The sequence below is a fragment of the Pseudoxanthomonas suwonensis genome, from assembly GCF_000972865.1.
Lineage (GTDB): Bacteria > Pseudomonadota > Gammaproteobacteria > Xanthomonadales > Xanthomonadaceae > Pseudoxanthomonas > Pseudoxanthomonas suwonensis_B.
Genome location: NZ_CP011144.1, coordinates 726212 through 748783, shown reverse-complemented (window position 1 = coordinate 748783; position 22572 = coordinate 726212). Strand labels below are relative to the sequence as shown.

At 70.1% G+C, this 22572-nt stretch carries 16 protein-coding genes; 6 read left to right on the top strand and 10 right to left on the bottom strand.

Features of this window, described 5'->3' with window-relative positions:
• Positions 1-43: 43 nt before the first annotated feature.
• Positions 44-1621, top strand: coding sequence for a class I SAM-dependent methyltransferase (locus WQ53_RS03210; protein ID WP_158497806.1), 1578 nt, complete (start codon positions 44-46; stop codon positions 1619-1621).
• Positions 1622-1667: 46 nt separating this feature from the next.
• On the opposite strand, the gene WQ53_RS03205 is transcribed toward WQ53_RS03210, so the two are convergent.
• The 10 genes from WQ53_RS03205 to WQ53_RS03160 form a co-directional block, all read right to left on the bottom strand.
• On the bottom strand, positions 1668-2129 hold the full coding sequence (locus tag WQ53_RS03205) for a hypothetical protein (protein ID WP_052630348.1): 462 nt from the start codon (positions 2127-2129) through the stop codon (positions 1668-1670).
• 39 nt (positions 2130-2168) lie between these two features.
• Positions 2169-2621: a type VI secretion system baseplate subunit TssE gene (tssE, locus tag WQ53_RS03200; protein WP_052630346.1), complete on the bottom strand. Its 453-nt coding sequence runs from the start codon at positions 2619-2621 to the stop codon at positions 2169-2171.
• Positions 2622-2730: 109 nt separating this feature from the next.
• Positions 2731-3216, bottom strand: a complete 486-nt coding sequence (locus WQ53_RS03195) for an Hcp family type VI secretion system effector (RefSeq protein WP_052630344.1) — start codon at positions 3214-3216, stop codon at positions 2731-2733.
• Between the two features lie 42 nt (positions 3217-3258).
• The gene (gene tssC / locus WQ53_RS03190; RefSeq protein WP_052630342.1) at positions 3259-4740 is read right to left on the bottom strand and encodes a type VI secretion system contractile sheath large subunit; all 1482 of its coding nucleotides are present in this window, start codon (positions 4738-4740) and stop codon (positions 3259-3261) included.
• A 51-nt stretch (positions 4741-4791) separates the two neighbouring features.
• Positions 4792-5310 (bottom strand): type VI secretion system contractile sheath small subunit, encoded by a 519-nt coding sequence (gene tssB, locus WQ53_RS03185; RefSeq protein ID WP_052630340.1) that lies wholly within the window; start codon positions 5308-5310, stop codon positions 4792-4794.
• Between the two features lie 129 nt (positions 5311-5439).
• Positions 5440-6498 (bottom strand): type VI secretion system protein TssA, encoded by a 1059-nt coding sequence (tssA, locus tag WQ53_RS03180; protein ID WP_052630338.1) that lies wholly within the window; start codon positions 6496-6498, stop codon positions 5440-5442.
• Positions 6499-6526: 28 nt separating this feature from the next.
• Positions 6527-10108 carry a type VI secretion protein IcmF/TssM N-terminal domain-containing protein gene (locus WQ53_RS03175; RefSeq protein ID WP_052630336.1) on the bottom strand — a complete coding sequence of 1194 codons (3582 nt, stop codon included), beginning with the start codon at positions 10106-10108 and terminating at the stop codon, positions 6527-6529.
• Positions 10105-11451 carry a DotU family type IV/VI secretion system protein gene (locus WQ53_RS03170; protein ID WP_052630334.1) on the bottom strand — a complete coding sequence of 449 codons (1347 nt, stop codon included), beginning with the start codon at positions 11449-11451 and terminating at the stop codon, positions 10105-10107. The genes WQ53_RS03175 and WQ53_RS03170 overlap by 4 nt, the downstream gene beginning before the upstream one ends.
• Before the next feature lie 13 nt (positions 11452-11464).
• On the bottom strand, positions 11465-12889 hold the full coding sequence (gene tssK / locus WQ53_RS03165) for a type VI secretion system baseplate subunit TssK (RefSeq protein WP_052630332.1): 1425 nt from the start codon (positions 12887-12889) through the stop codon (positions 11465-11467).
• Positions 12890-12965: 76 nt separating this feature from the next.
• Positions 12966-14033, bottom strand: coding sequence for a TraB/GumN family protein (locus WQ53_RS03160; protein WP_144409209.1), 1068 nt, complete (start codon positions 14031-14033; stop codon positions 12966-12968).
• 194 nt (positions 14034-14227) lie between these two features.
• On the opposite strand from WQ53_RS03160, the gene WQ53_RS03155 reads away from it, so the two are divergent.
• From WQ53_RS03155 to tssH, 5 genes are all read left to right on the top strand, one after another.
• Positions 14228-14884, top strand: a complete 657-nt coding sequence (locus WQ53_RS03155; RefSeq protein ID WP_052630328.1) for a LuxR C-terminal-related transcriptional regulator — start codon at positions 14228-14230, stop codon at positions 14882-14884.
• 100 nt (positions 14885-14984) lie between these two features.
• Positions 14985-16727: an MltA domain-containing protein gene (locus WQ53_RS17185; RefSeq protein WP_052630326.1), complete on the top strand. Its 1743-nt coding sequence runs from the start codon at positions 14985-14987 to the stop codon at positions 16725-16727.
• Positions 16728-16895: 168 nt separating this feature from the next.
• Positions 16896-18734, top strand: coding sequence for a type VI secretion system baseplate subunit TssF (tssF, locus tag WQ53_RS03145; RefSeq protein WP_052630324.1), 1839 nt, complete (start codon positions 16896-16898; stop codon positions 18732-18734).
• Between the two features lie 3 nt (positions 18735-18737).
• Positions 18738-19856, top strand: a complete 1119-nt coding sequence (gene tssG / locus WQ53_RS03140; protein ID WP_052630321.1) for a type VI secretion system baseplate subunit TssG — start codon at positions 18738-18740, stop codon at positions 19854-19856.
• Positions 19847-22486: a type VI secretion system ATPase TssH gene (tssH, locus tag WQ53_RS03135; protein WP_052630319.1), complete on the top strand. Its 2640-nt coding sequence runs from the start codon at positions 19847-19849 to the stop codon at positions 22484-22486. The genes tssG and tssH overlap by 10 nt, the downstream gene beginning before the upstream one ends.
• Positions 22487-22572 lie beyond the last annotated feature (86 nt).

Here is a 22572-nt window from a genome sequence, read left to right as displayed (position 1 = left end):
GTCCCCGGACCGGTGGCCGGCCGTGGAGGAAGGAGGCGGTCCGTTGCCCGGATTCGCATACGACGCCATCGAGTATCCCGGTCATCCGCGACCGCAGACCCACCCGGACCGGCTGGCCGCGATCGCGCGCCTGCACGGCGTCCCGGCGGCGGCGCCGTCCCGCTGCAGCTACCTGGAAGTCGGCTGCGGCGATGCCTCGAACCTGTTCCCGCTGGCGCTGGCGTATCCCGGCAGCAGGTTCGTCGGGATAGACCTGTCCGGCGCCGCGGTCGAACGGGGCGAGCGCATGCGCGTGCGGCTCGGGCTGCGCAACCTGTCGCTGCAGGTGGCGGACGCGTCGACCTGGGATCCGGGCGGAACACGCTACGACTACGTCTGCGCGCACGGCTTCTATTCCTGGGTTCCCGCCGGCGTGCGCGACGCGCTGCTGCGCCTGTGCCGGGAAAGGTTGGCGCCGGGCGGGATCGCCTACGTCAGCTACAACGCGTTGCCCGGCTGCCACATCAGGCGAATGGTCTGGGAAATGCTGCGGCACCACGTCCGCCGGTTCGAAGAGCCCAGCCAACGCCTGCGCCAGGCGTACGCGATGCTGCAGTTCCTCGAGCACGGGCTGATCGGCGGCGACGCCTACGTCGCCACGGTGCGCGCGGAGATCAAGCGGTTGCTCGAAGACACCGATCCCGCGGTGCTGTTCCACGACGATCTCGGCGAGATCAACGAGCCGGTATCGGTGACGGATTTCGTCGCCCATGCCCAACGCTTCGGGCTGGAGTTCCTGGCCGAGGCCGACTACTCCGAAATGACCGAGGAGGCCGCCCCGCCGGAGATCGCCGCAAAGCTGCGGCAGATGGCCGAGGCGGATTTCCTCGCCAAGGAACAGTATCTCGACTACCTGAAGGGGCGCCGGTTCCGCCAGAGCCTGCTGTGCAGGAGCGATGCGCCGCTGCGGCGCACGCCGGATCCGGCGGTGGTCATGGCACTGGAGGTGGCCGGGGAGGTGTCGAGCGCGACGCAGCCCATGGACCTGGCACCCGGCGCGCGGATGCAGTTCCGGGGCGTGCACGGTTCGGCGCTGACCGTCGATCATCCCGTGGCCAAGGCCGCCCTGCTGGAGATCGGAGAACGCTACCCGGGCGCGCAGACGGTGGCGGCGATGCTTGCCTGCGCACGGGAACGGGTGGGGCGGGTCGATCCGGGCGAAGCCGGCGAAGACGCCGAGGCGCTGTGCGCGACCTTGCTGACGGGGTTCCGGCTCGGGCTGGTCGGACTGACCTGCGAGTCGCCGCGGTTCGCTGTGCACGCCGGACGGCGGCCGCGCGCCAGCGCGCTGGCGCGCGCCCAACTCGAAGCCGGCAGCGACGGCGTCACGACCCTCAGGTCCGGGGTGGTGCGGATCGCGGATCCGGTCACCCGCATGCTGCTGCGCCTGCTGGACGGGACCCGCGACCGCGAAGCCCTGCTCCAGGACCTGGCGCAGAGGCTGGCGGACGACCCGATGGCCCTGCCCGACGGCCAGCCGCCGCTGTCGGCCGGGGAATGGCGCGTGCGGCTCGGGAAGGAACTGGAGAGGGGGCTGGCGGAGGCGCTTGGACTGGCCTTGCTGGTCGACGAGCGGGAATGAAAGCCGCCGGTGCGGCGGAGCGGGCCGTGCCCGGCCCGTCGCCCGTTCAGTCGGTCGGCAGGAAAGGCACCGCGTTCTGCACCGCCTGGGCGACCAGGGGAGGGCAGCCTGGAATCAGGTCCAGCCGCGGCCACGCCCTGGGATGCATGTGTGCCAAGCGTGCGCCGATCCGCAGGATGAAGAAACCCGATGTGCCGACGAAGCCGGTGCCGCGCGCGACGCTGACGCGGCCGTCGACCTGCGGGTGCTTGAGGTGCCGCTGGTGGGCGATGATCGCGCCGACCAGGGGGTCGGCATCGGTTCCCGCACACGTGCCGGTAATGCGGACCTTGCGATAGACCACCTTGCGTTCCTCGGGCGTGTTGGGATGCGCTGCCGCCAGTGCGTAGTACCACTGGAGATAGCTGACGTCGCAGGGATTCGAGTTCTGTCCGCCGCGGCCGACCGAGGAATCGAGATTCCAGTGGAAATGCGCGTAGTTTCCGCCGGTATGGAGGTAGGGTTTCATGGCTTGGTCCCTCGTCGAAGGTTGGCGCGGCGTATCCGCTCACTGGACCGCGCATACCTGGGTGGACAGTTGCAGGACCGCATCGAAGCGGACCTTCTCCTGCTCCGGGCCCAGCCTGAGCAGCGCGTCGACCCGGAACCGCAATGCGCGTTCGTGCTCCCTTTGCGGTTCCAGCGCGACGCGTACGCGCGACAGTCGCGGCTCGTGCTGGCCGATCGCGCCTTCCAGCGTGCGCCGGATGCGGTCGCGGTCGTGCGGGCCGAGCAGGCTCGACGACGAGAAGTCCGGGACCCCGTAGGTGAGTGACGAAGCCAGGCATTCGACGAACGCGTCCGGAAGCAGTCGGGGGGCTTCGGAGCGGGTGTTGAGCAGATCCTCCAGGTCCCTGGAGACCGCGTCGCGCAGATCCTGCACCGAAGCGTAGTACGTGGCGTGGCGCGGATCGTCGTCGCGTTCCGAACTCAGGCGTTCGGTCAGGCAGCGCGGCAGCATGGCTCGGGTCTCCTGGGCGGACCAACGGCCCCGCCGTCCGGTGCGGCCAGCCGGCGCCGGCGCGAGGGCGACGCGAGCCGCCGGGCCCGCCCGCCCCGCCGCCGTCCGCTCACGCGGCCTTGTTGGTCTTGAGGTTGTAGGCCTTGGACACCTTGCCCTCGCCAGCGCCCTTGGCGGTCTGGGGCACGTAGTCCTGGGTGATCTTGGAGAAGTTGAACGAGACTGAATCGGTCGGCAGGCCGGCCTCGCCGCCGCTGCTCCCGGTCTGGTAGCTGGAGATGATCAGGTCCTCGAAGGTGATGATCAGGAACTCCAGCGGGTTCTCGCCGGCCTTGCGGCAGGTCAGCACCGCCTTGCCGATGTGCTTGCCGGTGGCGCAGTACTGCATCAGGACAGGGCTGGCCTTGTTCATGGTCATGCTGAAGCTGAAGTCCTGCATCGCCACCTTGCCGGCGCCGCCGCCGCCGCCGAGCGCCATGGAGCCGGCATTGGACGCGCCCCAGCTCCAGGAGAGCAGGTCGATCTCGCCCTTGTGCTTGTGGTCGGTGGATTCCGCATCGACACCATCGATCTTCAGAAACATGTCGTTTGCCATGGGGGTTCTCCTGATGGCTGTGGTTGATCAGCGCCCGTCGTTCTAGCGGGCCGACTTGGGAAGCTCGGAAACGAGGCGCAACGAGACGCTGAGTTCGTCGAGCTGGTAGTGGGGGCGCAGGAACGCGGCCGCCTTGTACACGCCGGGCTTGCCGGGCACGTCGGCCACCTCGATCCGGGCCTCGCGCAGCGGCAGCTGGGCCTTGCGTTCCTGGGTGGCGTTGTCGTCCAGCAGCACGTACTGCGTGATCCAGTTGTTGAGGAAGTTCTCGACGCTGGACTTGGAGGCGAAGCTGCCGATCTTGTCGCGCATCATCGACTTGAGGTAATGGGCGATGCGCGATACCGCGAAGATGTACTGCAGCTGCGCGGACAGGCGCGCGTTGGCGTTGGCCGCATCGGTGTTGTATTCCTTCTGCTTCTGCGCCGACTGGGTCGAGAAGAAGGCGGCGTAGTCGGTGCCCTTGCAGTGCACCAGCGGGACCAGCCCGAGGTCCGCAAGTTCCTTCTCGCGGCGGTCGGTGATCGCGATCTCGGTCGGGCATTTCAGCGCGACCTCGCCGTCGTCGGTGCCGAAGGTGTGGGTGGGCAGGCCTTCCACCAGGCCGCCGCCCTCGACCCCGCGGATCGCCGCGCACCAGCCGTACTTGGCGAAGGCGTCGGTGACCTTGCTGCCCAGCGCGTACGCCGCGTTCATCCAAAGGTAGCGGTCGTGCTCCTTGCCGCTGACGTCCTCGGTGAAGTTGAAGGCTTCGACCGGCGCGGTGTCCGGGCCGTACGGCAGGCGGCCGAGCACGCGCGGCATGGCCAGGCCGACGTAGCGCGAATCCTCCGACTCGCGGAACGACTTCCACTTGGCGTACTCGACCGTGTCGAAGATCTTGGCCAGGTCGCGCGGACCGGACAGCTCGGTGAAATCGTCGAAGCCGAGCAGCTCAGGCGAAGCGGCGGACAGGAACGGCGCATGCGCCGCGGCCGCGACGTGCGAGATCTCCTCCAGCAGGTAGATGTCTTCCGGGTGCCGGGTGAACTCGTAGTCGCCGATCAGGGTGGCGAACGGCGCGCCGCCGAAGGTCCCGTACTCCTCCTCGTAGATCTTCTTGAACAGCTGCGACTGGTCGAAGTCCGAGGCGTTCTTGAAGTCCTTGACCAGTTCCTTCTTGGTGCAGTTGAACACCTTGATCTTCAGGTTGGTGCTGGTCTCGGTGTTGTCGACCAGGTATTTCAGCCCGCGCCAGGAGCCCTCCAGCTTCTGGAACTCGGGCGCGTGTATCACCGCCGACAGCTGGTCGGAGATCAGCCTGTCGATGTCGGCGATGCGGGAGTCCAGCGAGGCGATCGCGTCGTGCGAGATCGTCAGCTGGCCGTCCATGACCTGGTTGACCAGTTCGCCGATCAGGTCTCGGGTGCGGCCGCGCTCGCTGTCGGTCTTGGCGATCCGGCTCTTGGAAATGATCTGGTCGAGCAGGCCGGTCTCGGCGGCCGCGGCGGCCTGGGTGGCGGTTTGGGCTTGCGTCTCAGCCATGGCTGTCTACTCCGGAGGGGTCGAGTTCGATGTGCAGGGGGCGCGTGGCCGTCATTCCTCGCCATCCGGCTTGGGCGGCAGTTCCTTGCTCAGCTGCGCGATCTGGTCGGTGTTCTGCAACACTTCGTTCAGCAGCTCCTCGAACTTGTCGTTGCCGGCCATCTTGTTGCGCAGGTCGGCCAGGCGCTGGCGCGCCTCGAGCAGCTTGCGCAGGGGCTCGATCTGGTTGACCACCCGTTCCGGGCTGAAGTCCTCCAGGTTGCGGAAGTTCAGTTCGACGCCGACCTTGGAACCGTCGCCCTTGAGCCGGTTCTCCGCCTGCAGCTGCAGGCGCGGCTTCATGCCCTTCAGCACTTCGTCGAAGTTGTCCTTGTCGACGTTGACGAACTTGCGTTCCTTGAGCTTGGCCAGCGGTTCGGCGGGCTGCCCGGAGAAGTCGCCGACGACCCCGGCGACGAACGGCAGCTCCTTCTTCTCGATCGCATCGCCGATCTCGACGTCGTAGGTCAGCTGGACGCGCGGTGCACGCACCCGGTCGAGCTTGTGCTGCGTGCTTTCTTTCTTGGCCATGGGAGGTCTCCTGGTGGCGAGGGCCGCGCCTGCCGATCGGAATCGAGTCTAGGCGGCGCCTGCGGGGTTAGAAATCCGACGGACGGCCAGCCGAAGGCCTATGCCGTTTGGTCTTCACAACGCTGGAAATCAGTCCGGAAGGCCAATCCGGCTACGTACGCGGGACAGCGCGCCGTCGTCGGCCAGGACTTCGGCCAGCCATTCGTCCAGCGGCGTATCGGCCCATGCGACGGCGCGCTGGAGCAGGTACGAAACCGGGCTGTGCGGTTCGACCCGCTTGAACCATGCCGCGATCTCACTGACGGTGCGCAACGCCGCCGCCTTGTTCGCGGCGTCGCCGCCGCCGGGGGAGAAGCCACCGAAGCCGGCCCCGGTGGCCACCTCGACCTCGCCGGATTGCTCCTCGGTGTCGCCGGCCTGGTCGCCGATCAGTCCCCTGGCTTTCGCGGCCCGGGCGACGACCTGCTGGAACCGCTTGATCGCGGTATCCATCGCCGTGAGGTTGGGGCCGGAGCGGCCCAGCTTCTCGTCGGTCGCCGCCTTGAAGCGCTGGAACGCCTCGAGCACCCGCGCGGCGGCGTCGTGGTACTCGAGCAGCACCGCGTCGGGATTGCTTTCGACCGCCTTGTCGAACATCTCGCCGGTCGGCTTGCCTTCGTCCAGCGCTTCCTGGTGCGCTTCGGCGTCCTGGCGGGCCAGGTTGTCCACCTCGCGCGACACCTGCCAGTCGGCCAGCCTGTAGCCGCCGTCGCCGGGCGTGACCCGCAGCGCGAGCAGGGCGCGGATGCCGTAGTCGCTGAACCAGGCGAGCTTGGCGGCGCGCTCCTCCAGGTCGCCATCGTCGGCCAGCGGGTACAGTCCGTCCCAGTAGTCCTGCTGCAGCCGGGCCAGCAGCTCGAACGCGGCCTCGGCCCCGGCCAGGTGGTGCTGTGCGATCAACGCTTCGCCGAGCCACACCGCCGCCTGCAGGTCCTTGCTCTGCTCGGCCAGCACCGTGCCGGCCAGCTGGATCACCTGGCGCCAGTTGGCCACCTTCAACTCGTGCTCCCACTCGCCCTGCGACAGGGTGGGGTCGTCGGCGCGCCGCGCCTCGCGGATCCTGTCGAAGGCGTCGCTGAAGCTGACATCGTCGCCGCAAGGGGCATCGTCGCGGATCGGCTTCAGCCAGTCGGTGATGTCGATGCTCATGGCTGTCTCTCCTGGGAAATGGCGGGGCTCATTCGACGATCGAGACCGGCACGCTGGCCGGCCGCTCGCGGGCGGTGAGGTAGCGGGCCAACTCGTCGGACGGTTCGACCTGGAGGTGCACGCGCGCGCCGGAGAAGCCGGCCTGGCGCAGCTGCGGGACCAGTTCGCTCCATTGCGCGGGGGTGTAGGCGTCGCGGAACTCGGCCAGCGCATAGGCCTGCGCGCCGTCGGCGAAGTCCTCGACCAGCTGGCGGAAGCCGTCCGCGCCGGCGTAGATCCGGGTCAGGCTCAGCGAAGGTTCCGGCGCGGCCCCCAGGGCCGGGGCGGAGGGCGCGCCGGCCGGTGCGCCCGCATCCATCAGCGAATCCAGCGCATCGGGCGGTGCAAGCGCGATCCGGATCCGCGCCTCGACGCAGGAGGCGGGCGACCAGAACACCGAGGTCCTGGCCTCGGCCAGCGAGGGCGCATTCGACACCGCCCGATACAGCCGCTCCTTGCACTCCACTTCGAGCACCGTGCCTTCGGGTCCTTCGCGCATGCTTCCCGCCTCGGTCGGTGCGGAGAACGCGAAGCTGCCGGCCAGGAACGGCTTGTCCCCGTCGAGCAGCGGCAGGTACTGGCGCTCGCCGCCGACCATCGCCTGGAACGCCGGCGACAGGGGCAGGGCGATGCCCGACACTTCGACCGGTGCGCGCTCCCTTTCGGTGATGAACGGCTTCAGCCAGTCGTTGACGAAGGCGTTGAGCTTGCCCTGCTCGCCATACAGCGTGGTTGCCTGCTCGGCCACCGGCAGTGCGGCGACCGGTTGCGCCACGCTCTCGTTCCAGCGCAATTGCACGTAGTCGCCGGCGCGGTGGACGCTGAGCAGCAGCAGCAGGCGGGCCGGGCCCTGGACCACGGACCAGGCCGCCAGGTCCTGGCCGCCGAAGCCGGTGGCGAACTTCTCGTCGGGCTTCTCCACCGATTGCAGCAGCTGTCCGTAGTCGGCCGCGGGCCCGTCGGCGGGGCGGCCGCGGGCCTGGTAGAACGAGGCCATCCGCTGGTAGGTCTCCTGGCCGCTGGCGTCGGATTCGAGTTGCAGGTAGGCCTTGGCGAACGCGGGTCGCTGCTTGTCCAGCACGTCGCGCTGGGTGTGCCGCATCGCCGGCAGCCAGGGCGGAGGGTCGATCCGCCGGTCGGAGCCGAACCAGCCGGCGACGCTGCCGCCGATGAAGCGGCCGACCGGCCGCCAGCCGCGCAGCCAGTCCGCCTTCACCGCCGTCCATGCATCGGCCCAGCGCTCACCGAAACCGAGCTTCAGCGGCAGCCCGTACAGATGGTGCTGGGCACTGTCAAAAAAAAAGCGGTACGGGTTGTCCTCGCCGGCCGCGCGCGCGGCCAGTTCGCGGTAGTGGCCGTGCCACAGCCGCGCGCCCTCGGCGAAGCGCGACTGGAACCGCCCCCAGGCGCCGAAATAGGCGTCGAAATAGCCCCGGCGGAATCCCGCCACGGCCTCGTCCGCGCCAGCCGGCAGGTATTCGTCCAGGGCGTCCAGCCACGGCGCCACGACGCCGTCCCAGGTCTCGCGGGTGTAGGCGCCGGGCACTTCCGGCAGCGTGCCGGCCTCGACCCCGACCACGCGGTCGGCGGGCAGCCAGAACCGCTGCAGCCGCAACGGTTCGTGCCTGGCTTGCGCCCAGGCTTCGAAATCCTCGACCCGGGGCCGGTAGCGGGCCATGATCCGCTCGAGCTCGCCACGCAGCCGCCGCTGCTCGTCGTTGAGCACCCCTCGTCGCTGCCAGCGCAGGTAGCCCAGGTAGGTGGCGAACAGCGCGGTGGCACGTTCCTGGTCGACCCGGACGTCGGCCTGGCCGGACTGGAACGGCGCGAACAGCCGCGAGGCCGGATCGAACACCATGTTGTAGTCGGCCTCGCGCTCGCACTGCTCGCGCTGTCGCCGGCATCCGTCCAGCAACCGCAGGCGCTGGGCCACGGCCAGGGTATGGTCGATGCCGACTTCGCCGCGGGCCAGGTCGGTGCCGAGCATCTGGTCGTACGGCGCCAGGATCAGCCGCGAGAAGTCCTCGACCACGCGCTGCTTGAGTTGTTCGATGTCGCGGTCGGCGCGGCGCAGGCCGAAGCCGAGCGAGGTGCCGGCAGTCGCGGCCTCCAGCTCCTGGATCGTGCGGCCGCAGGTCGCGACCCAGGCGATCCGTCCGCCGGCGCCGGTGCCGCGCGGCTCCTGGCAGGCGGCCCGGGTCCGGACCAGAAGCTCGGTGTCGTCCTGGCGGGCGGTGAACAGGCCGTAGCTCAGGTACGCCGACAGCCCGAGCATCGCCGCCACGCCCAGGCCCGCGCCGACCATGCGCCCGGCGCTGCCCTTCATGCTCGGCGAGGCCAGCGGCTGGTCGCTGGGCAGGAAGCGGGTGAACAGGTCGGCGACGAACGCGCCGCCCGGGTACGCGGCGTCGGCGCCCCCGCAGAAGTACAGGCCGCGCCAGCGCGGGGTGCGCTGGAAGGGGTTGTCTTCCAGCAGCTGGACGACGAAGGCGCGCAGGCCGTCCAGCAGGCGCGGGAACGTCTCCACGAACTCGAACACCCCGTGGCGTTTCTCGACCGTGGCCTGCGAACGCAGCGCCGTCTCGCGCAACGCATGCAGGCGCTCGACGATCGGCGCCATGATCTCGTCGACCCTGCCCGAGGTCGCCGCGCTGACCACCTCGCTTTCCGGCAGGCGGAAGCCGAGCGCCTGCGAGAACGCCTCGGCGGGCAGCGCAGCGCGGAAGTCCGCGTAGCCGGGCTGTCGCTCGAGCCCGGTGACCAGGAAGTACACCGGCAGGCGGATCTGCAGGTGCTCCATCGCTTCGTCGACCAGGCGGCGCAGGCGGATGCCGACCGCCTTGGCCGGTTCCGGGCCGGCCAGCAGCGTGCGGGCGCCGATGCAGACCACGATGCCGTTCAGCGCCAGCTTGTCGCGCTCGGCCGCCAGCAGGGTCAGCGCCTGGTACCACAGCCCGCGCTCGAGCCTGGCGCCCGGCTCGCACACCACCCGCGGGGCCATCTCGACCGCGATCATCGACTTGAAGAACCACCAGCGCCACAGCTGCTCCGGATCGGCGCCGGACTGGCTGGGCGGCGGGAACGGCGAGACCTTGGACGCGGCCGCCAGCACCTCCGGCACCCCGGCGTCGGTGTCGCCGACGAACAGCATCCATGGAATCCGGTACAGCGGATCGCGGCCGCGGTCGATGTCGGGCGAGCGCTGGATCGTGCCCTTGGCCTCTGCGATCGCGGCCTTCATCTTGGCCAGCGGCGCGTGCTCGTCGTCCGGATTGCCCGGGCCGAGGTCGCCCATGCGCTTGTTGCTGAAGCCGCGGCGCGAATAGCGCTTGGCCCCGACCAGGAACCACCAGAGCACGCCGAGGCCGATCAGGCACAGCCCGGCCAGTTGCCAGAAGCGGGCCGGGATCAGCGGGACCCATCCGATCAGGATCCAGGCCAGCACCAGCGCCACGGCCAGTGCGACCACGATCGCCAGCAGCTTGCGCAGCAGCGGACTGTTCAGGCGCGATATCCAGGCCAGCCCCGGGATGCGCGCGTAGAACGAACTCAGCCGGTCGAGCGGGTTCATCGCGCACCTCCCGCGTTCCGCGCCGGTTCGGTCTGCATGATCATGAAGCCGGCGCCGATCCTCTCGTCGCCGCCTTCGAGCATCGCGCGCAGCGCCGGCAGGTAGTCGCGCGCCTCCTCGTACTGGTCGCGCTGGCCCGGATACAGCGGCACCGGCGAGGACACCACGGTGATCAGCTCCTGTCCGAACGGCGGGCCGACCTCCCAGATCGCCTGCGCCGCGCCCACGTTGAACTGCTCGCCGGCGCCGAGCAGGCGGCCGCTGTCCGGCTCGCCCGGGTTCGGGAACAGGTGCAGCACGCCGCCCTCGACCGACCAGTAGTCCACGTACAGGTAGCCGTCGTAGTCGGCGTTGACCAGCTTGACGATGATCCGTTCGCCTTCCACGAAACGGTCGGAGTGGCCGGCGGTCGGCGTGATCTCCAGGCCCATGCGCTGGTGGAGGTTGCGCTCGTGGTACGGCTTCAGCAGCGCGATCGCCTCGCAGTGCGGCCAGATCCTCACGGCGAGGTCGAATTCGGCCGATTTGACCCCGGGGACTGCCTGGATGTCGCGGCGGATGCGTTCGATGTCCTCCGGGGTCGCGGCGTAGCCGCTGACCTTCACCGCGTTGCCCGCCTCCACCGTGGCGGCCAGTTCCGAGCACGGGAAGGTGGACAGTTGCCGGTCGACCAGCTGCTGCACGTTGGGTCCGCGCTGCGGTTCCGGGGTCAGGAAGAACCAGGCCAGGTAGCCCAGCGGGATCAGCAACGCCACCAGCAGGCCGAGCTTCAACAGCAGCTTGTCCCACTGCCGCGGGAAGCGCGGCCCGGCCGGATCCTTGCTCAGGTAGGGCTGCGGCGTGATCTTCTCCTCGCGCAGCACGTGGGTCGGCGCCGGCTCCACCGGCAGCTGCCGGGCGTGCAGTTCCTTGAGCTTGCCCAGTTCGCCGGTGTCGCCGGTCTCGTAGTAGTACTGGCCGACGAAGCCGAGCAGCAGCGCGTGGTAGTAGACCTCGCGCACCTCGTCCTCCCCGGCCTTGAGGTTGCCCAGGTGGTAGAAGAACTCGTTGCCGGCGTTGTTGGTGTTGAACAGCGCCACCTGCAGGGGACTGACTCCGCCCCAGTACGCCGGGTTGCGCGCGATCACCTCGTCCAGCCAGGCCACCACGGCGAACGCGGCCGACTCGACGTGCTCGGGCCGCTTGCCGGCGGCCAGCGCCGCGGCGCGCGCGCGTTCGATCTGGCCGCGGATCGCCGCGTGCACTTCGGCGACCGGGGCCTCGGTCGCGCCCTTGGAGATCCTCTCGTCGAGCTCGAGCCCGTAGGACAGCAGCGGGACGAAGAATTCGAGCAGGCGCGCCATCGTCCGTCCTCCGTCACTCGTCCGCGCCGACCGGATACAGCTTGATGACCGTCGAATCCTCCGGCAGGTCGCAGAACACGGCGATGTTCCGGTTCTTGCCGATCATCTGCCAGAACGGATGCCGGGTATCGACCAGGAAATAGGTGGTGTTCGGGGTCTTCTGCGGAAGCTCCTCCGGCGGCACCGGCAGCAGGTCGATCTTCAGCCCGAACAGCGCGGCCTGCAGCAGCCGCGGCATTTCCTCGACCGGCGCGATCTTGCCGGTGCGCGACAGGCGCTGGGCCAGTTCCTGGCCGCCGATCTCCGACTCGAACGCGAGGTAGAAGCGGGTCTTGTCCGACTCGAACAGGCTGGCCGGCAGCGCCGCCTTGTGGAACTGGCCGTCGTAGGCCAGGGCGATGCCGACCTCGGCGCCGACCGTCAGTGCCTTGATCAGCGCCTCGGCACGCTCGAACGCGCGGCGGAAGCAAAGCCTCAGGTTGTCGTGGTCGTAGTCCGGCAGCTCGGTCCCGGCCGGGTCGGCGCGCTGCGCGCCGAAATAGCTGGTGTCCTCGGAAAAGGTCGAGAACTCCGCGACCAGCTGGCGCAGCTGCTGGTAAAGGGGATAGGGCGATACCACGCCGAGCCTGACATGCTCTTGCACCGCGCAGATGTAGCGCGCGAAGCTCTGCATCATCACCAGGCGCATGACTTCCTGGGCGCTGGTCGAGGCGGCGCGGATCCCGCGCTGGCGCTTGGCCGCGGCGAAGTCCTGTCCGCGCGAGACCAGCAGGTCGCGCAGCGCGCGGGTCCAGCGCAGCAGGTTGGCGGAGGCCGACAGGGCCACGACCGGCGGTACGTAGTCGCTGGCGAGCTTGTACTTGCCCGGCGCGGTGGAGACGACTTCGGCGAACTTGAACGACTCGCAGCTCTGCAGCAGGGCGTCGGCCCCGTCGTCGAGGCTGCTGACGATCTGCAGCTGGTAGCCGATGAAGTCGACCCCGGCCTCCGGCGCCTGCGGATCGAACGGATCGCCGATCTCGTCGGATACCAGGTGATGCCGCGCGACCAGCCGGCCGCCGCCGCGTGCGCGCACGTCCAGCGTGCGGTCGCGCTGCGCGGCCAGGTACAGCGAGATCGGGTCCTTGCTGTTGACCGGGAGTTCGGCGATGTTGCGCGCCGGGACCCGGGCATTCTCGCGGGCGTAGGCGTCCGCCGTGCCGCCGCTGATCCGTTCGCCGTCGCGGGTGTACAGGGTGAAGCGGTCGAGGTCGACCACGCCGTTGGCCAGCGCGTCCTCGCGCAGCTGCAGGACCTCGAAGCCCCAGTAGAACGGCGTCGCCTGCGCGTGCAGGCCCAGGCTGTACGCCCGGTGCCACGCGTCCTGGCATTGCAGGTGCTGCGGCGACAGGAAGCTGCCCTGGCCCCAGAAGACCTGCCGCAAGCCTTTCATCTCCATGACGTCTCCATCGGGACTCCTCCTTCGCCTGCCGTCGCGCGTGGCCGGCCGGCCACGCGCGCTTCCGGCCCGCGCTTCACCAGGGCTCCACGTCGATCTCGAAGCCACGCCGGCTCAGTTGCGCCAGCAGGCCCTCGTCGCCGGTCAGGTGGATCGCACCGACCGCGACGAAATGGCCGCCCTGGCGCAGCAGTCCGTCCAGCACCGGCAGCCAGCGTTCGTTGCGTACGCTGATCAGACAACGGCGTGCCTCTTCCTCGGCGGCCAACGCGGCGCCGGTGAGGCCGTGCATGCTGTCGACGTCGTCCAGCCACGCGGCAAGGTCGCGTTCCCGGTAGTAGCCGGCGGTGCGCTCGGCATCCAGGTCGAACGACCAGCCGCTCAGCAGGCGCTGCTCCAGCACTTTCGCGTAGTCGGTCGGCGGCACGCAGTCGAGCGCGGCCAGTTGGTCGGGCAGGTTCTCCAGGTGAACCCGGGCCATTCCGGCCTGGCCGGCCCAGTCCTGCAGCATCGCGTCGATGCTTCTCGTTTCGGCCCCGAACGGAAACTCGAGCATGCTCATCGCCACCCATGGCTTGAGCGTGTCGAGCGCTTGCGGCGGAGTGTCCGGCAGCTGCGCCTGCAGTTCGGCGAATGCCTGGTCGCCGATCAGCCGGCGCAGGCTCTGGCCGGTCGCGAGCTTGCGGTACGTTTCGTATTCAGGCTGCCAGACCTCCTCCAGGTCGACTTCGTTGACCAGGACCCGGGATTCGGACAGACGCTGACGCAGACGCGGCAGGTACAGCAACAGGGTATCCGGATCGCCGTAATGGATCGTGGCAAAGACATAGCTGTGGCGCGGCGATGCCGGCGCGTATGCGTCGCCCTGTCCCGACGGCACGGCATCGCCCGCGTCGCCGTCGCCGGATGGCGGCGCCTGCCCCGCCGGGTCCGCGCCCGCCGGGCGGGTGGGATCTCCGCCCCGGCCGATGTCCTGCTGGATTGCGGCCAGCGGCGGCTCCACCCGGAACAGCACGCCGCGCGTGCGCCAATCGAAATCGCCGGCGCGGGCCTGCAGCGCGAGCGCGCCGAGCAGCAGCGGCAGCGTGCACCATGCCATGAGCGCCGCCGTCGATCCGCCGACTTCCGTTGCGCCCGTCCGCAAGCACGTCCTCACGGCATGGTCCCTGGAGGTTCCCGAGCCTGCGATGGTGGTATCGGTGCCGGCCGCCGGCCATACCCCGTAGGGACTATGCCGTTCGTGCGACGCCGCGTATTGCGCCGGCGCGAGCGCAGCGACTATCGTGCGGAACGGCTGCTCGGCCCGGGCGGCGCCCGTCCCGGCGACGGGAGAAGCGGATGAAGATACTGATCGCGGACGATCACCATCTGATCCTCGAAGGCGTCAAGAGCAAGCTGTGCGAACTCGGCGACGATCTCGAATTCGCCACGGCCATGACGATCGACGAGGTGCGCGCGCAGCTTGCGCAGGGCATGCCGCCCGACCTGCTGATCATGGACCTGTCGATGCCGGGCGCCAGCGGCCTGGACCACGTGGTCGAGGTGCGCGAGCGCTTTCCCTCGCTGCCGCTGGTGATGCTGTCCGGTGCCGAGGACGCCAGGCAGATGAAGGACCTGCTCGCCCTCGGGGTGCGCGGCTACATCCCCAAGGCCTATTCGCCCGACATCATGCTGTCGGCGATCCGGCTGGTGATTTCCGGGGGGGTGTACGTCCCGCCGATGCTGCTGGATCCGGAACCGGTGAAACCGGCGGGACAGACCGCCGCCGATCCGCACGCCGAAGGTTCGCTCGAAGGCCTGCGTTCGCTGCTGACGGAGCGCCAGGTCGACGTGCTGCGCCTGCTGGCGCTGGGCAAGCCGAACAAGAGCATCGCCCGCGACCTGAGCATCAGCGAGGGCACGGTGAAGATCCACCTGGCGGCGATCTTCCGCGCGCTGAACGTGCGCAACCGGGTCGAGGCGGTGGTCGCGTCGCGGCGGCTGTCCGGGCTGTAGCGCCGCGCGCGTTCCCGCCGAGGCGCTATGCCCTCCGGGGTATGGTCGGGGCAGGGCCTCTCGTCCACAGTGGCAGCGGTCACCGATGGGAGCCGCGTCCATGAACCGCACCGCGTCCGCCCTGGCCATCGCCCTCTGCGGCGCGGTCGCTGCGGGCTCCGCGCAGGCGCAGGTCGCCGGCGAGTCCGTGGGGATCGTCGAGCCGGACGCAGCGGTGGGTTCCGACCTCGGCCAGTCCTTCGCCACCCGGCACGCGGTATTCGAACCGCGCGCCTACTCGCAGCTTCCGGGATGGAGCTACGACGACTTCTCGGGCGCGATCGACGGCATGCGGCAAAGCTGTTCCGCGCTGAGGCGCAAGCCGGTATGGCAGGCGCTGTGCGCGGACTTCGACGCCGCCGCCGGTGCCGACGCCGCGGCCATGCGCGCCTTCTTCGAGCGCCACTTCTACGTTTACCAGGTGATGTCGCCCGAGCGGGTACCGACCGGGAAGCTGACCGGCTACTTCGAGCCGCTGCTCGACGGCAGCCGCGAGCGCGACGCGCAGTTCCGCCACCCGGTCTACGGCATGCCGCAGGACCTGTTGCTGCTGGACGCCGGCCAGGCGCAGGCGCGCACCGCGTGGCTGTATCGCGACGGCAATCGCCTGCGCGCGGGATCGCCCGGCGACGGGCGCTCGCAGGAATACGAGATCGCGATGGAGGGAATGGCCGCCGGCGTGCGCGACAAGCGCTACCGGGTCCGGATCGACGGCCGCCGGGTGGTGCCGTACTGGTCGCGCCAGCAGATCGAACAGCAGGCGATCCACGCGCCGGTGCTGGCCTGGGTCGACGACGCGCAGCGGCTGTATTCGATGCAGGTGCAGGGTTCGGGCAAGATCCGGCTCAAGCAGGGCGGACTGGTCAGGCTCGCCTACGCCGAACAGAACGGCCATCCGTTCCGTCCGCGGGTCACCCGCGGCAGCACCCCGGACATGGCCCTGGCCGGGATCAAGGCGCGCGGGCTGGTGGCCGGCGGCAGCGCGGGGGCGGGGCAGGCGTTGCGGCCCGACCCGAAGCTGCCGGCCGCGGTCAACGACGAGGTGGCGCGCATGATCGCGGCGCTGAAGGGTGGCGGAACGCCGCCACCCCGGCCGGCATCGCCGCCGCCGCGCCCGGCCGCCGCCAGCACGGCTTCCGCACCCAGCGCGCCGGCGGCGGCGGGGAACCGCAAGGAGATCGACGCGATCATCGCGGCGCTGAAGGGCGAAGCGCCGCCGCCACCGCCGCGTCCGGTCGGGAGTGCCGGCGGTTCCGCCGCCGGCCGGGTTCCGGCAACGGCGTCCGCTGCCGCGCCCGCGTCCTACGGCGGCGGCGTGGCCGGCACCGCGACCAGTCCGCATGCCGGCGGCACGACCGGCATCCCCGATCCCAGCTACGTGTTCTTCCGCAGCATCGGCGATGGCCCGGAGGGTCCGATCGGCGCGCTGGGTGTGCCGTTGAGCGCGGGACGCTCGCTGGCGGTCGATCCGCGCACCACGCCGCTCGGCGCGCCGGTGTTCATCTCCTCGACCGAGCCGGGCGGGGACGGGCCGATGCAGCGGCTGATGTTCGCGCAGGACACCGGGGGCGCGATCCGCGGCAGCGTGCGCGGGGACTTCTTCTGGGGCTTCGGCGATACCGCCGGGCGCCTGGCGCTGGCGACCAACGACAGCATGCAGATGTGGTTGCTGCTGCCGCGCCAGCAGCCGATCAACGCCGTGGCCACCCAGGGCATGCGGCTGCGCGGCAGCGCGCGGCAGCAGCTGCCCGACTGCGTGATCGCCGATCCGGAGCTTTGCGTCGAGGATGGCGACGGCGACTGATGCGTCGCGCCGCGGCCTGTCGGCCTGCGTGACCCCGGGCGCGGTCGGCGACGCTCGTGCCGACGCCATAGGCCGTGCGGTCTATGTCGCGATGCCGGTGCGCTGCCTAGACTCCGGAGGCATCGCGCCCTGCGCCCGTGGCGGGAGGCGTGCTCCGGAGCGGCTCGCATGCTCGACGACATCCTGCCCTACTACGAAAGCGAGCTGACCGCGCTGCGCAAGCTTTCCGCGGAGTTCGCCAACCGCTATCCGAAGATCGCCTCGCGGCTGCTGCTCGAGGGCGATGTCTGCGAGGATCCGCACGTCGAGCGGATGATCGAATCGTTCGCTTTCCTGGCGGGGCGCATCCACAAGAAGCTGGACGACGAGTTCCCGCAAATCACCGATGCGCTGCTGTCCGTGCTGTACCCGCACTTCCTGCGTCCGGTGCCGTCGATGTCGATCGCGCAACTGGCGCCGGCGCCGAGCGTCGAGCTCAGCGGCATGCAGTCGGTGCCACGCGGGACCGAACTGCTGACACGGCCGGTCCAGGGCGTGCCGGTGCGCTACCGCACGGCCTATCCGGTGGAAGTGTGGCCGGTGCAGGTGGCCGAGGCGGCGTTCGAGCCGATCGAGCGCTCGGCGTTCGCACTGAACGGCAACGACAGCGTCGCCACGGTGCGGATCCGGCTGCAGCTGCAGGGGCAGGCGGCGTTCAAGACCCTGGGCATGCAACGGCTGCGCTTCTACCTGGACGGCGAAAGCCCGCTGGTGCATGCGCTGTACGAGCTGCTGCTGAACAACGTGTCCTGCGTGACCGTGCACGGCACCGCGGCCGATGCGGCGCTGCCGCCGCTGCGGCTGGGTCGCGACGCGGTGCGGGCGGTGGGTTTCGGCGAGGACGAAGGCCTGCTGGAATACGACCCGCGCTCGTTCCTCGGCTACCGGCTGCTGCAGGAATACTTCGTGCTGCCGGAGAAGTTCCTGTTCGTCGACCTGTGCGGGCTGGACCTGGCGCGTTTCGGCGCCAACGCGGTCGACGTGCGCCTGCACATCGACGCGTTCGAGCGCCCGGAGCGCGCGGCGCGGCTGGAACAGACCGTCGGCCGCGACAGCTTCCGGCTCAACTGCACGCCGATCGTCAACCTGTTCACCCAGGTCGCCGAGCCGATCCGGCTCGACCCGGCGGTGTACGAGTACCCGGTGGTGCCCGACGTCCGGCGTCAACTGGGGCTGGAGGTCTATTCGATCGACAGCGTCAGCCGCATCAGCCGTGGCGGGCAACAGGAAAGCGTCGTCGAGTTCCTGCCGTTCTTCTCGATCCGGCATGGCCTGCAGGGCGACCCGAACGCGTGCTACTGGCATGCGCAGCGGCGGCCGTCGCTGCGGCCGAACGACGACGGCAGCGAAGTGACCCTCTCGCTGGTGGACCGCAACATGGACCCGCGCCTGCCGAGCGTGGAAACCCTGACCCTGCGGCTGACCTGCACCAACCGCGACCTGCCCGGGGCACTGCCGTACGGCGGCGAAGAAGGCCGGCTGCAACTGGCCGACGGCGGCGCGATCGCCGCGGCGCAGTTGCTGAAGAAGCCGACCGCCACCTGGCGCGCGCCGATGCGCCAGGCCAACCAGTGGCGGCTGATCTCGCATCTGGCGCTGAACCACCTGTCGCTGGTCGAGCACGGCCGCGACGCGCTGCTGGAGATCCTCAGCCTGTACAACTTCGGCGACAGCGCCAGCCTGCGCAAGCAGATCGCCGGCATCGTCTCGGTCGACAGCCGCGCCTCGTCCGCCCGGGTCGGACGTGCGCCGAGGCAGTCGTTCGTCCGTGGCACCGAGATCGTCCTGACCTTCGACGAGGACCACTATGTCGGCAGCGGCGCCTACCTGCTGGCGCGCGTGCTCGATCTGTTCTTCGGCCTGTACTGCACCGCCAACTCCTACACCCGGCTCAGCGCATACAGCCGCCAGCGCGAGCGCGCGCTGGTCGACTTCCCGCCGCGCAGCGGCGCGCTGCCGCTGGTCTGAGCGATGTCCGCGACCGTTCCAGGCCAGGACCAGGCGGACGCCGCCCGCGCCGTGCCGGGGGCGCTGCGGGCGCAGGCCCCGATCGAGGGGCTGCTCGCCGACCCCACCCGCTACCGCTTCTTCCAGGCGGTGCGCCTGCTGTACCACGACCGCAAGCTGGACGGCACGCGGCTGGGCGCCGTCGATCCGGTGCGGTTCGGCGTGACCGAGTCGCTGACGTTCCCGCCGAACGAGATCCATGACCTGCGCGACGCCGATGCCGACGGCAGCGGCGAGGCCCGGATGATCGTCAACTTCTTCGGCCTGACCGGCCCGTCGGGCGTGCTGCCGTACACCTATACGCGCTGGCTGATCGCGCGCGCGCGCAGGCGCGACTACGGTCCGCGCGATTTCATGGACATGTTCAACCACCGCCTGCTGCTGCTGTTCTGGCACGCCTGGCGCAAGCACCGGCCGGACATCGAGCTGGAGTTCGGCAACACGCGCGGCCTGCCGCGCCACGTCTTCGACCTGGTCGGCATGGGCACACCGACCCTGTTCCGGCAACTGCACACCGGCGACGGGGAAGAGGGTGCCGGCGGCGGCCGCGCGCGCCTGCCGGCCGCGGCACTGGCCTACTACAGCGGTCTGATCACCCAGCGGCCGCACGGGCTGGGCTCGATCTCGCAGGTGGTGGGCGACGTGGTCGGCGCCCCGGTGGCCGCCCACGGCTGCTTCGGCAACTGGCAGGCGATCGCATCCGGCGACCGCACCAGGCTGGGCCGCAGCGCGCACGCGCTGGGCGACGGCTGCGTGCTGGGCACCCGCTTCTGGGATCGCCAGACCACGGTGCAGCTGGTGGTCGGGCCGCTGGACCGCAGGCGCTTCGAACGCCTGCTGCCCAGCGGCAGCCTGCTTGGCGGGCTGGTGGAACTGACCCGCTTCCTGACCGGCCTGGCGCTGGATCTGCGTATCAGACTTGCACTGAGGGCGGATGCGGTTCCGCCGCTGGTCCTCGGATCCCAAGGCGCGCAGCGCGCCCGGCTGGGCTGGAACACCTGGCTCAGCGGCCGTACCTCGGCCAGTCCGGCCGACGAGGCCGAGTTCCATTTCCACGCGATGGGAGGCGAATCATGGCAGTGAATCCGCGCGCGACGGTCGCCAGGCTCAACAGCACCTGCCGCACCGCGCTGGAAGCCGCCGCCGGGCTGTGCATGTCGCGCGGCCACCACGACGTCGAGATCGAGCACTTCCTGCTGAAGCTGGCCGAAGTCGACAACAGCGACATCCGCCGCGTCCTGCGCCAGTTCGAGCGCACGCCCGAGGCGCTGGAGCGCGCGCTGGAGAAGACCCTGGAGGGCCTGAAGGGCGGCAACACACGCACGCCGTCGCTGTCGCCGCACCTTCCCGAACTGCTGGAACGCGCCTGGGTGGCGGCGTCCCTGGAAATGGGCGAGAGCCGCATCCGCAGCGGCCACGTGCTGCTGGCGCTGGTGGCGGACGCCAACCTGAAGCGACTGCTGTCGCGCGAGGTGCAGGAGGCGCTCGCGGTCAACGTCGAGACGCTGCAGGAGAACTTCCACGCGATCGTCGACGGTTCGGCCGAGGCGCGCGAGGCGCGCCTGCTCGGCGACGGCGCCGGTGGCGCCGCGGCGACGCCGGGCGAGGGCGGGCCGGGCGGCAAGCCCAGCGCCACGCCGAACCTGGACAGGTTCTGCATCAACCTGACCCAGCGCGCGCGCGCGGGCGCGCTGGACCCGGTCCTCGGCCGCGACGCCGAGATCCGGCAGATGATCGACATCCTGACCCGGCGCCGGCAGAACAGCCCGATCCTCACCGGCGAGGCCGGCGTCGGCAAGACCGCGGTGGTCGAGGGCCTGGCCGGCCGCATCGTCGAGGGCCTGGTGCCGCCGGTCCTGCAAGGCTTGGAACTGCTGGCGCTGGACCTGGGCCTGCTGCAGGCCGGTGCCAGCGTGAAGGGCGAGTTCGAGGCGCGGCTCAAGGGCGTGCTCGACGAGGTCAAGGCCAGTCCCAAGCCGATCGTCATGTTCATCGACGAGGCCCATACCCTGATCGGCGCCGGCGGCGCGGCCGGCCAGAACGACGCGGCCAACCTGCTCAAGCCGGCGCTGGCGCGCGGGGAGTTGCGCACCATCGCGGCGACCACCTGGTCCGAATACAAGAAGTACTTCGAGAAGGACCCGGCGCTGACCCGGCGCTTCCAGGTGGTCAAGATCGAGGAACCGGAGGACGCGCGCGCGCTGGCGATGCTGCGCGGCATGGCCAAGGCGATGGCCGCGCACCACCGCGTGCGCATCCTCGACGAGGCGATCTCCGAGGCGGTCAAGCTGTCCTCGCGCTACATCGCCGGGCGCCAGCTGCCCGACAAGGCGGTCAGCGTGCTCGACACCGCCTGCGCCAAGATCGCGATCAGCCAGAACGCGGTCCCGGCCGAGATCCAGGACGCGCGCCAGCAGCGCGCGGTGCTCGCCACCGAACGCGAGCTGCTGAAGGCCGAAGCGGCGGCCGGCAACGACCATGCCGAGCGCATCGCCGCGATCGACGCCGAGGACGCCGGACTCGCCGCCCGGCTGGAACAACTGGAAGCACGCTGGGAACAGGAGAAGGGCCTGGTCGGGCGACTGCACGAGCAGCTGGCCGCGCTGTCCGACGACGACCCGGACGCCGGCGCGATCCGCGAGCGCATCCGCGCGCTGCGCGAGGAACTGGCCAAGGTCCAGGGCCACGCGCCGATGGTCAACGCGCTGGTCGACGGCAACGCGGTCGCGCAGATCGTCGCGGCCTGGACCGGCATCCCGGTCGGCAAGATGGTCAGCGACGAGATCCAGACGGTGCTCAAGCTGCGCGACCTGCTCGAGGAACGGGTGATCGGCCAGGGCCATGCGCTCGACGCGATCGCCCAGCGCGTGCGGACTTCCCGCGCCAACCTGGAGGACCCGGGCAAGCCCAAGGGCGTGTTCCTGCTGGTCGGCACCTCGGGCGTGGGCAAGACCGAGACCGCGATCGCGCTGGCCGACGTGCTGTACGGCGGCGAGCGCAACATGATCACGATCAACATGTCCGAGTACCAGGAGGCGCACACCGTCTCCAGCCTGAAGGGCTCGCCGCCGGGCTACGTCGGCTACGGCGAGGGCGGCGTGCTGACCGAGGCGGTGCGGCGGCGGCCGTACTCGGTGGTGCTGCTGGACGAGATCGAGAAGGCCCACCCGGACGTGCTGGAGCTGTTCTTCCAGGTGTTCGACAAGGGCCGGATGGAGGACGGCGAGGGCCGCGAGATCGACTTCAAGAACACCTTGATCCTGCTGACCTCCAATGCCGGCACCGAGCTGGTCATGGAGGCCTGCCGCGCCGGCGATCCGCCGCCGGCGGAGGAACTGGACCGGCTGCTGCGGCCGGAACTGAACCGGGTATTCAAGCCAGCGTTCCTGGGCCGCACCACGGTGATCCCGTACTTCCCGCTGCGCGACGAGCAGTTGCAGAAGATCGCGCGGCTGAAGCTGGACAAGATCGGCCGCCGCATCGCCGCCAACCATGGGGCCCGCTTCGAGTACACGCCGGAGCTGGTGGCGGCGATCGCCGCGCGCTGCACCGAGGTCGACTCGGGCGCGCGCGCGATCGACAACATCCTGTCCGGCACCCTGTTGCCCGAGGTCGCCGGCAGCGTGCTCGAGCGCATGGCCGAGGGCGGACAGGTCGCCGCCATCCACGCCGGGCTGGGCGAGGACGGCCGCTTCAGCTACCGGATCGACTGACCGCGCGGCGCCCTGCGCGGTAGTCCGCTTGGGCTAGGCCGTATTGCGAATGTCGCCGGCGTCCGCGGACGACGACGATAGCGGCG

Bases quoted from the DNA above. Each gene is read 5' to 3' on its own strand.
- WQ53_RS03205 (WP_052630348.1), bottom strand. From the start codon at position 2,129: ATGAAACCCTACCTCCATACCGGCGGAAACTACGCGCATTTCCACTGG.
- tssE (WP_052630346.1), bottom strand. From the start codon at position 2,621: ATGCTGCCGCGCTGCCTGACCGAACGCCTGAGTTCGGAACGCGACGAC.
- WQ53_RS03195 (WP_052630344.1), bottom strand. From the start codon at position 3,216: ATGGCAAACGACATGTTTCTGAAGATCGATGGTGTCGATGCGGAATCC.
- tssC (WP_052630342.1), bottom strand. From the start codon at position 4,740: ATGGCTGAGACGCAAGCCCAAACCGCCACCCAGGCCGCCGCGGCCGCC.
- tssB (WP_052630340.1), bottom strand. From the start codon at position 5,310: ATGGCCAAGAAAGAAAGCACGCAGCACAAGCTCGACCGGGTGCGTGCA.
- tssA (WP_052630338.1), bottom strand. From the start codon at position 6,498: ATGAGCATCGACATCACCGACTGGCTGAAGCCGATCCGCGACGATGCC.
- WQ53_RS03175 (WP_052630336.1), bottom strand. From the start codon at position 10,108: ATGAACCCGCTCGACCGGCTGAGTTCGTTCTACGCGCGCATCCCGGGG.
- WQ53_RS03170 (WP_052630334.1), bottom strand. From the start codon at position 11,451: ATGGCGCGCCTGCTCGAATTCTTCGTCCCGCTGCTGTCCTACGGGCTC.
- tssK (WP_052630332.1), bottom strand. From the start codon at position 12,889: ATGGAGATGAAAGGCTTGCGGCAGGTCTTCTGGGGCCAGGGCAGCTTC.
- WQ53_RS03155 (WP_052630328.1), top strand. From the start codon at position 14,228: ATGAAGATACTGATCGCGGACGATCACCATCTGATCCTCGAAGGCGTC.
- WQ53_RS17185 (WP_052630326.1), top strand. From the start codon at position 14,985: ATGAACCGCACCGCGTCCGCCCTGGCCATCGCCCTCTGCGGCGCGGTC.
- tssF (WP_052630324.1), top strand. From the start codon at position 16,896: ATGCTCGACGACATCCTGCCCTACTACGAAAGCGAGCTGACCGCGCTG.
- tssG (WP_052630321.1), top strand. From the start codon at position 18,738: ATGTCCGCGACCGTTCCAGGCCAGGACCAGGCGGACGCCGCCCGCGCC.
- tssH (WP_052630319.1), top strand. From the start codon at position 19,847: ATGGCAGTGAATCCGCGCGCGACGGTCGCCAGGCTCAACAGCACCTGC.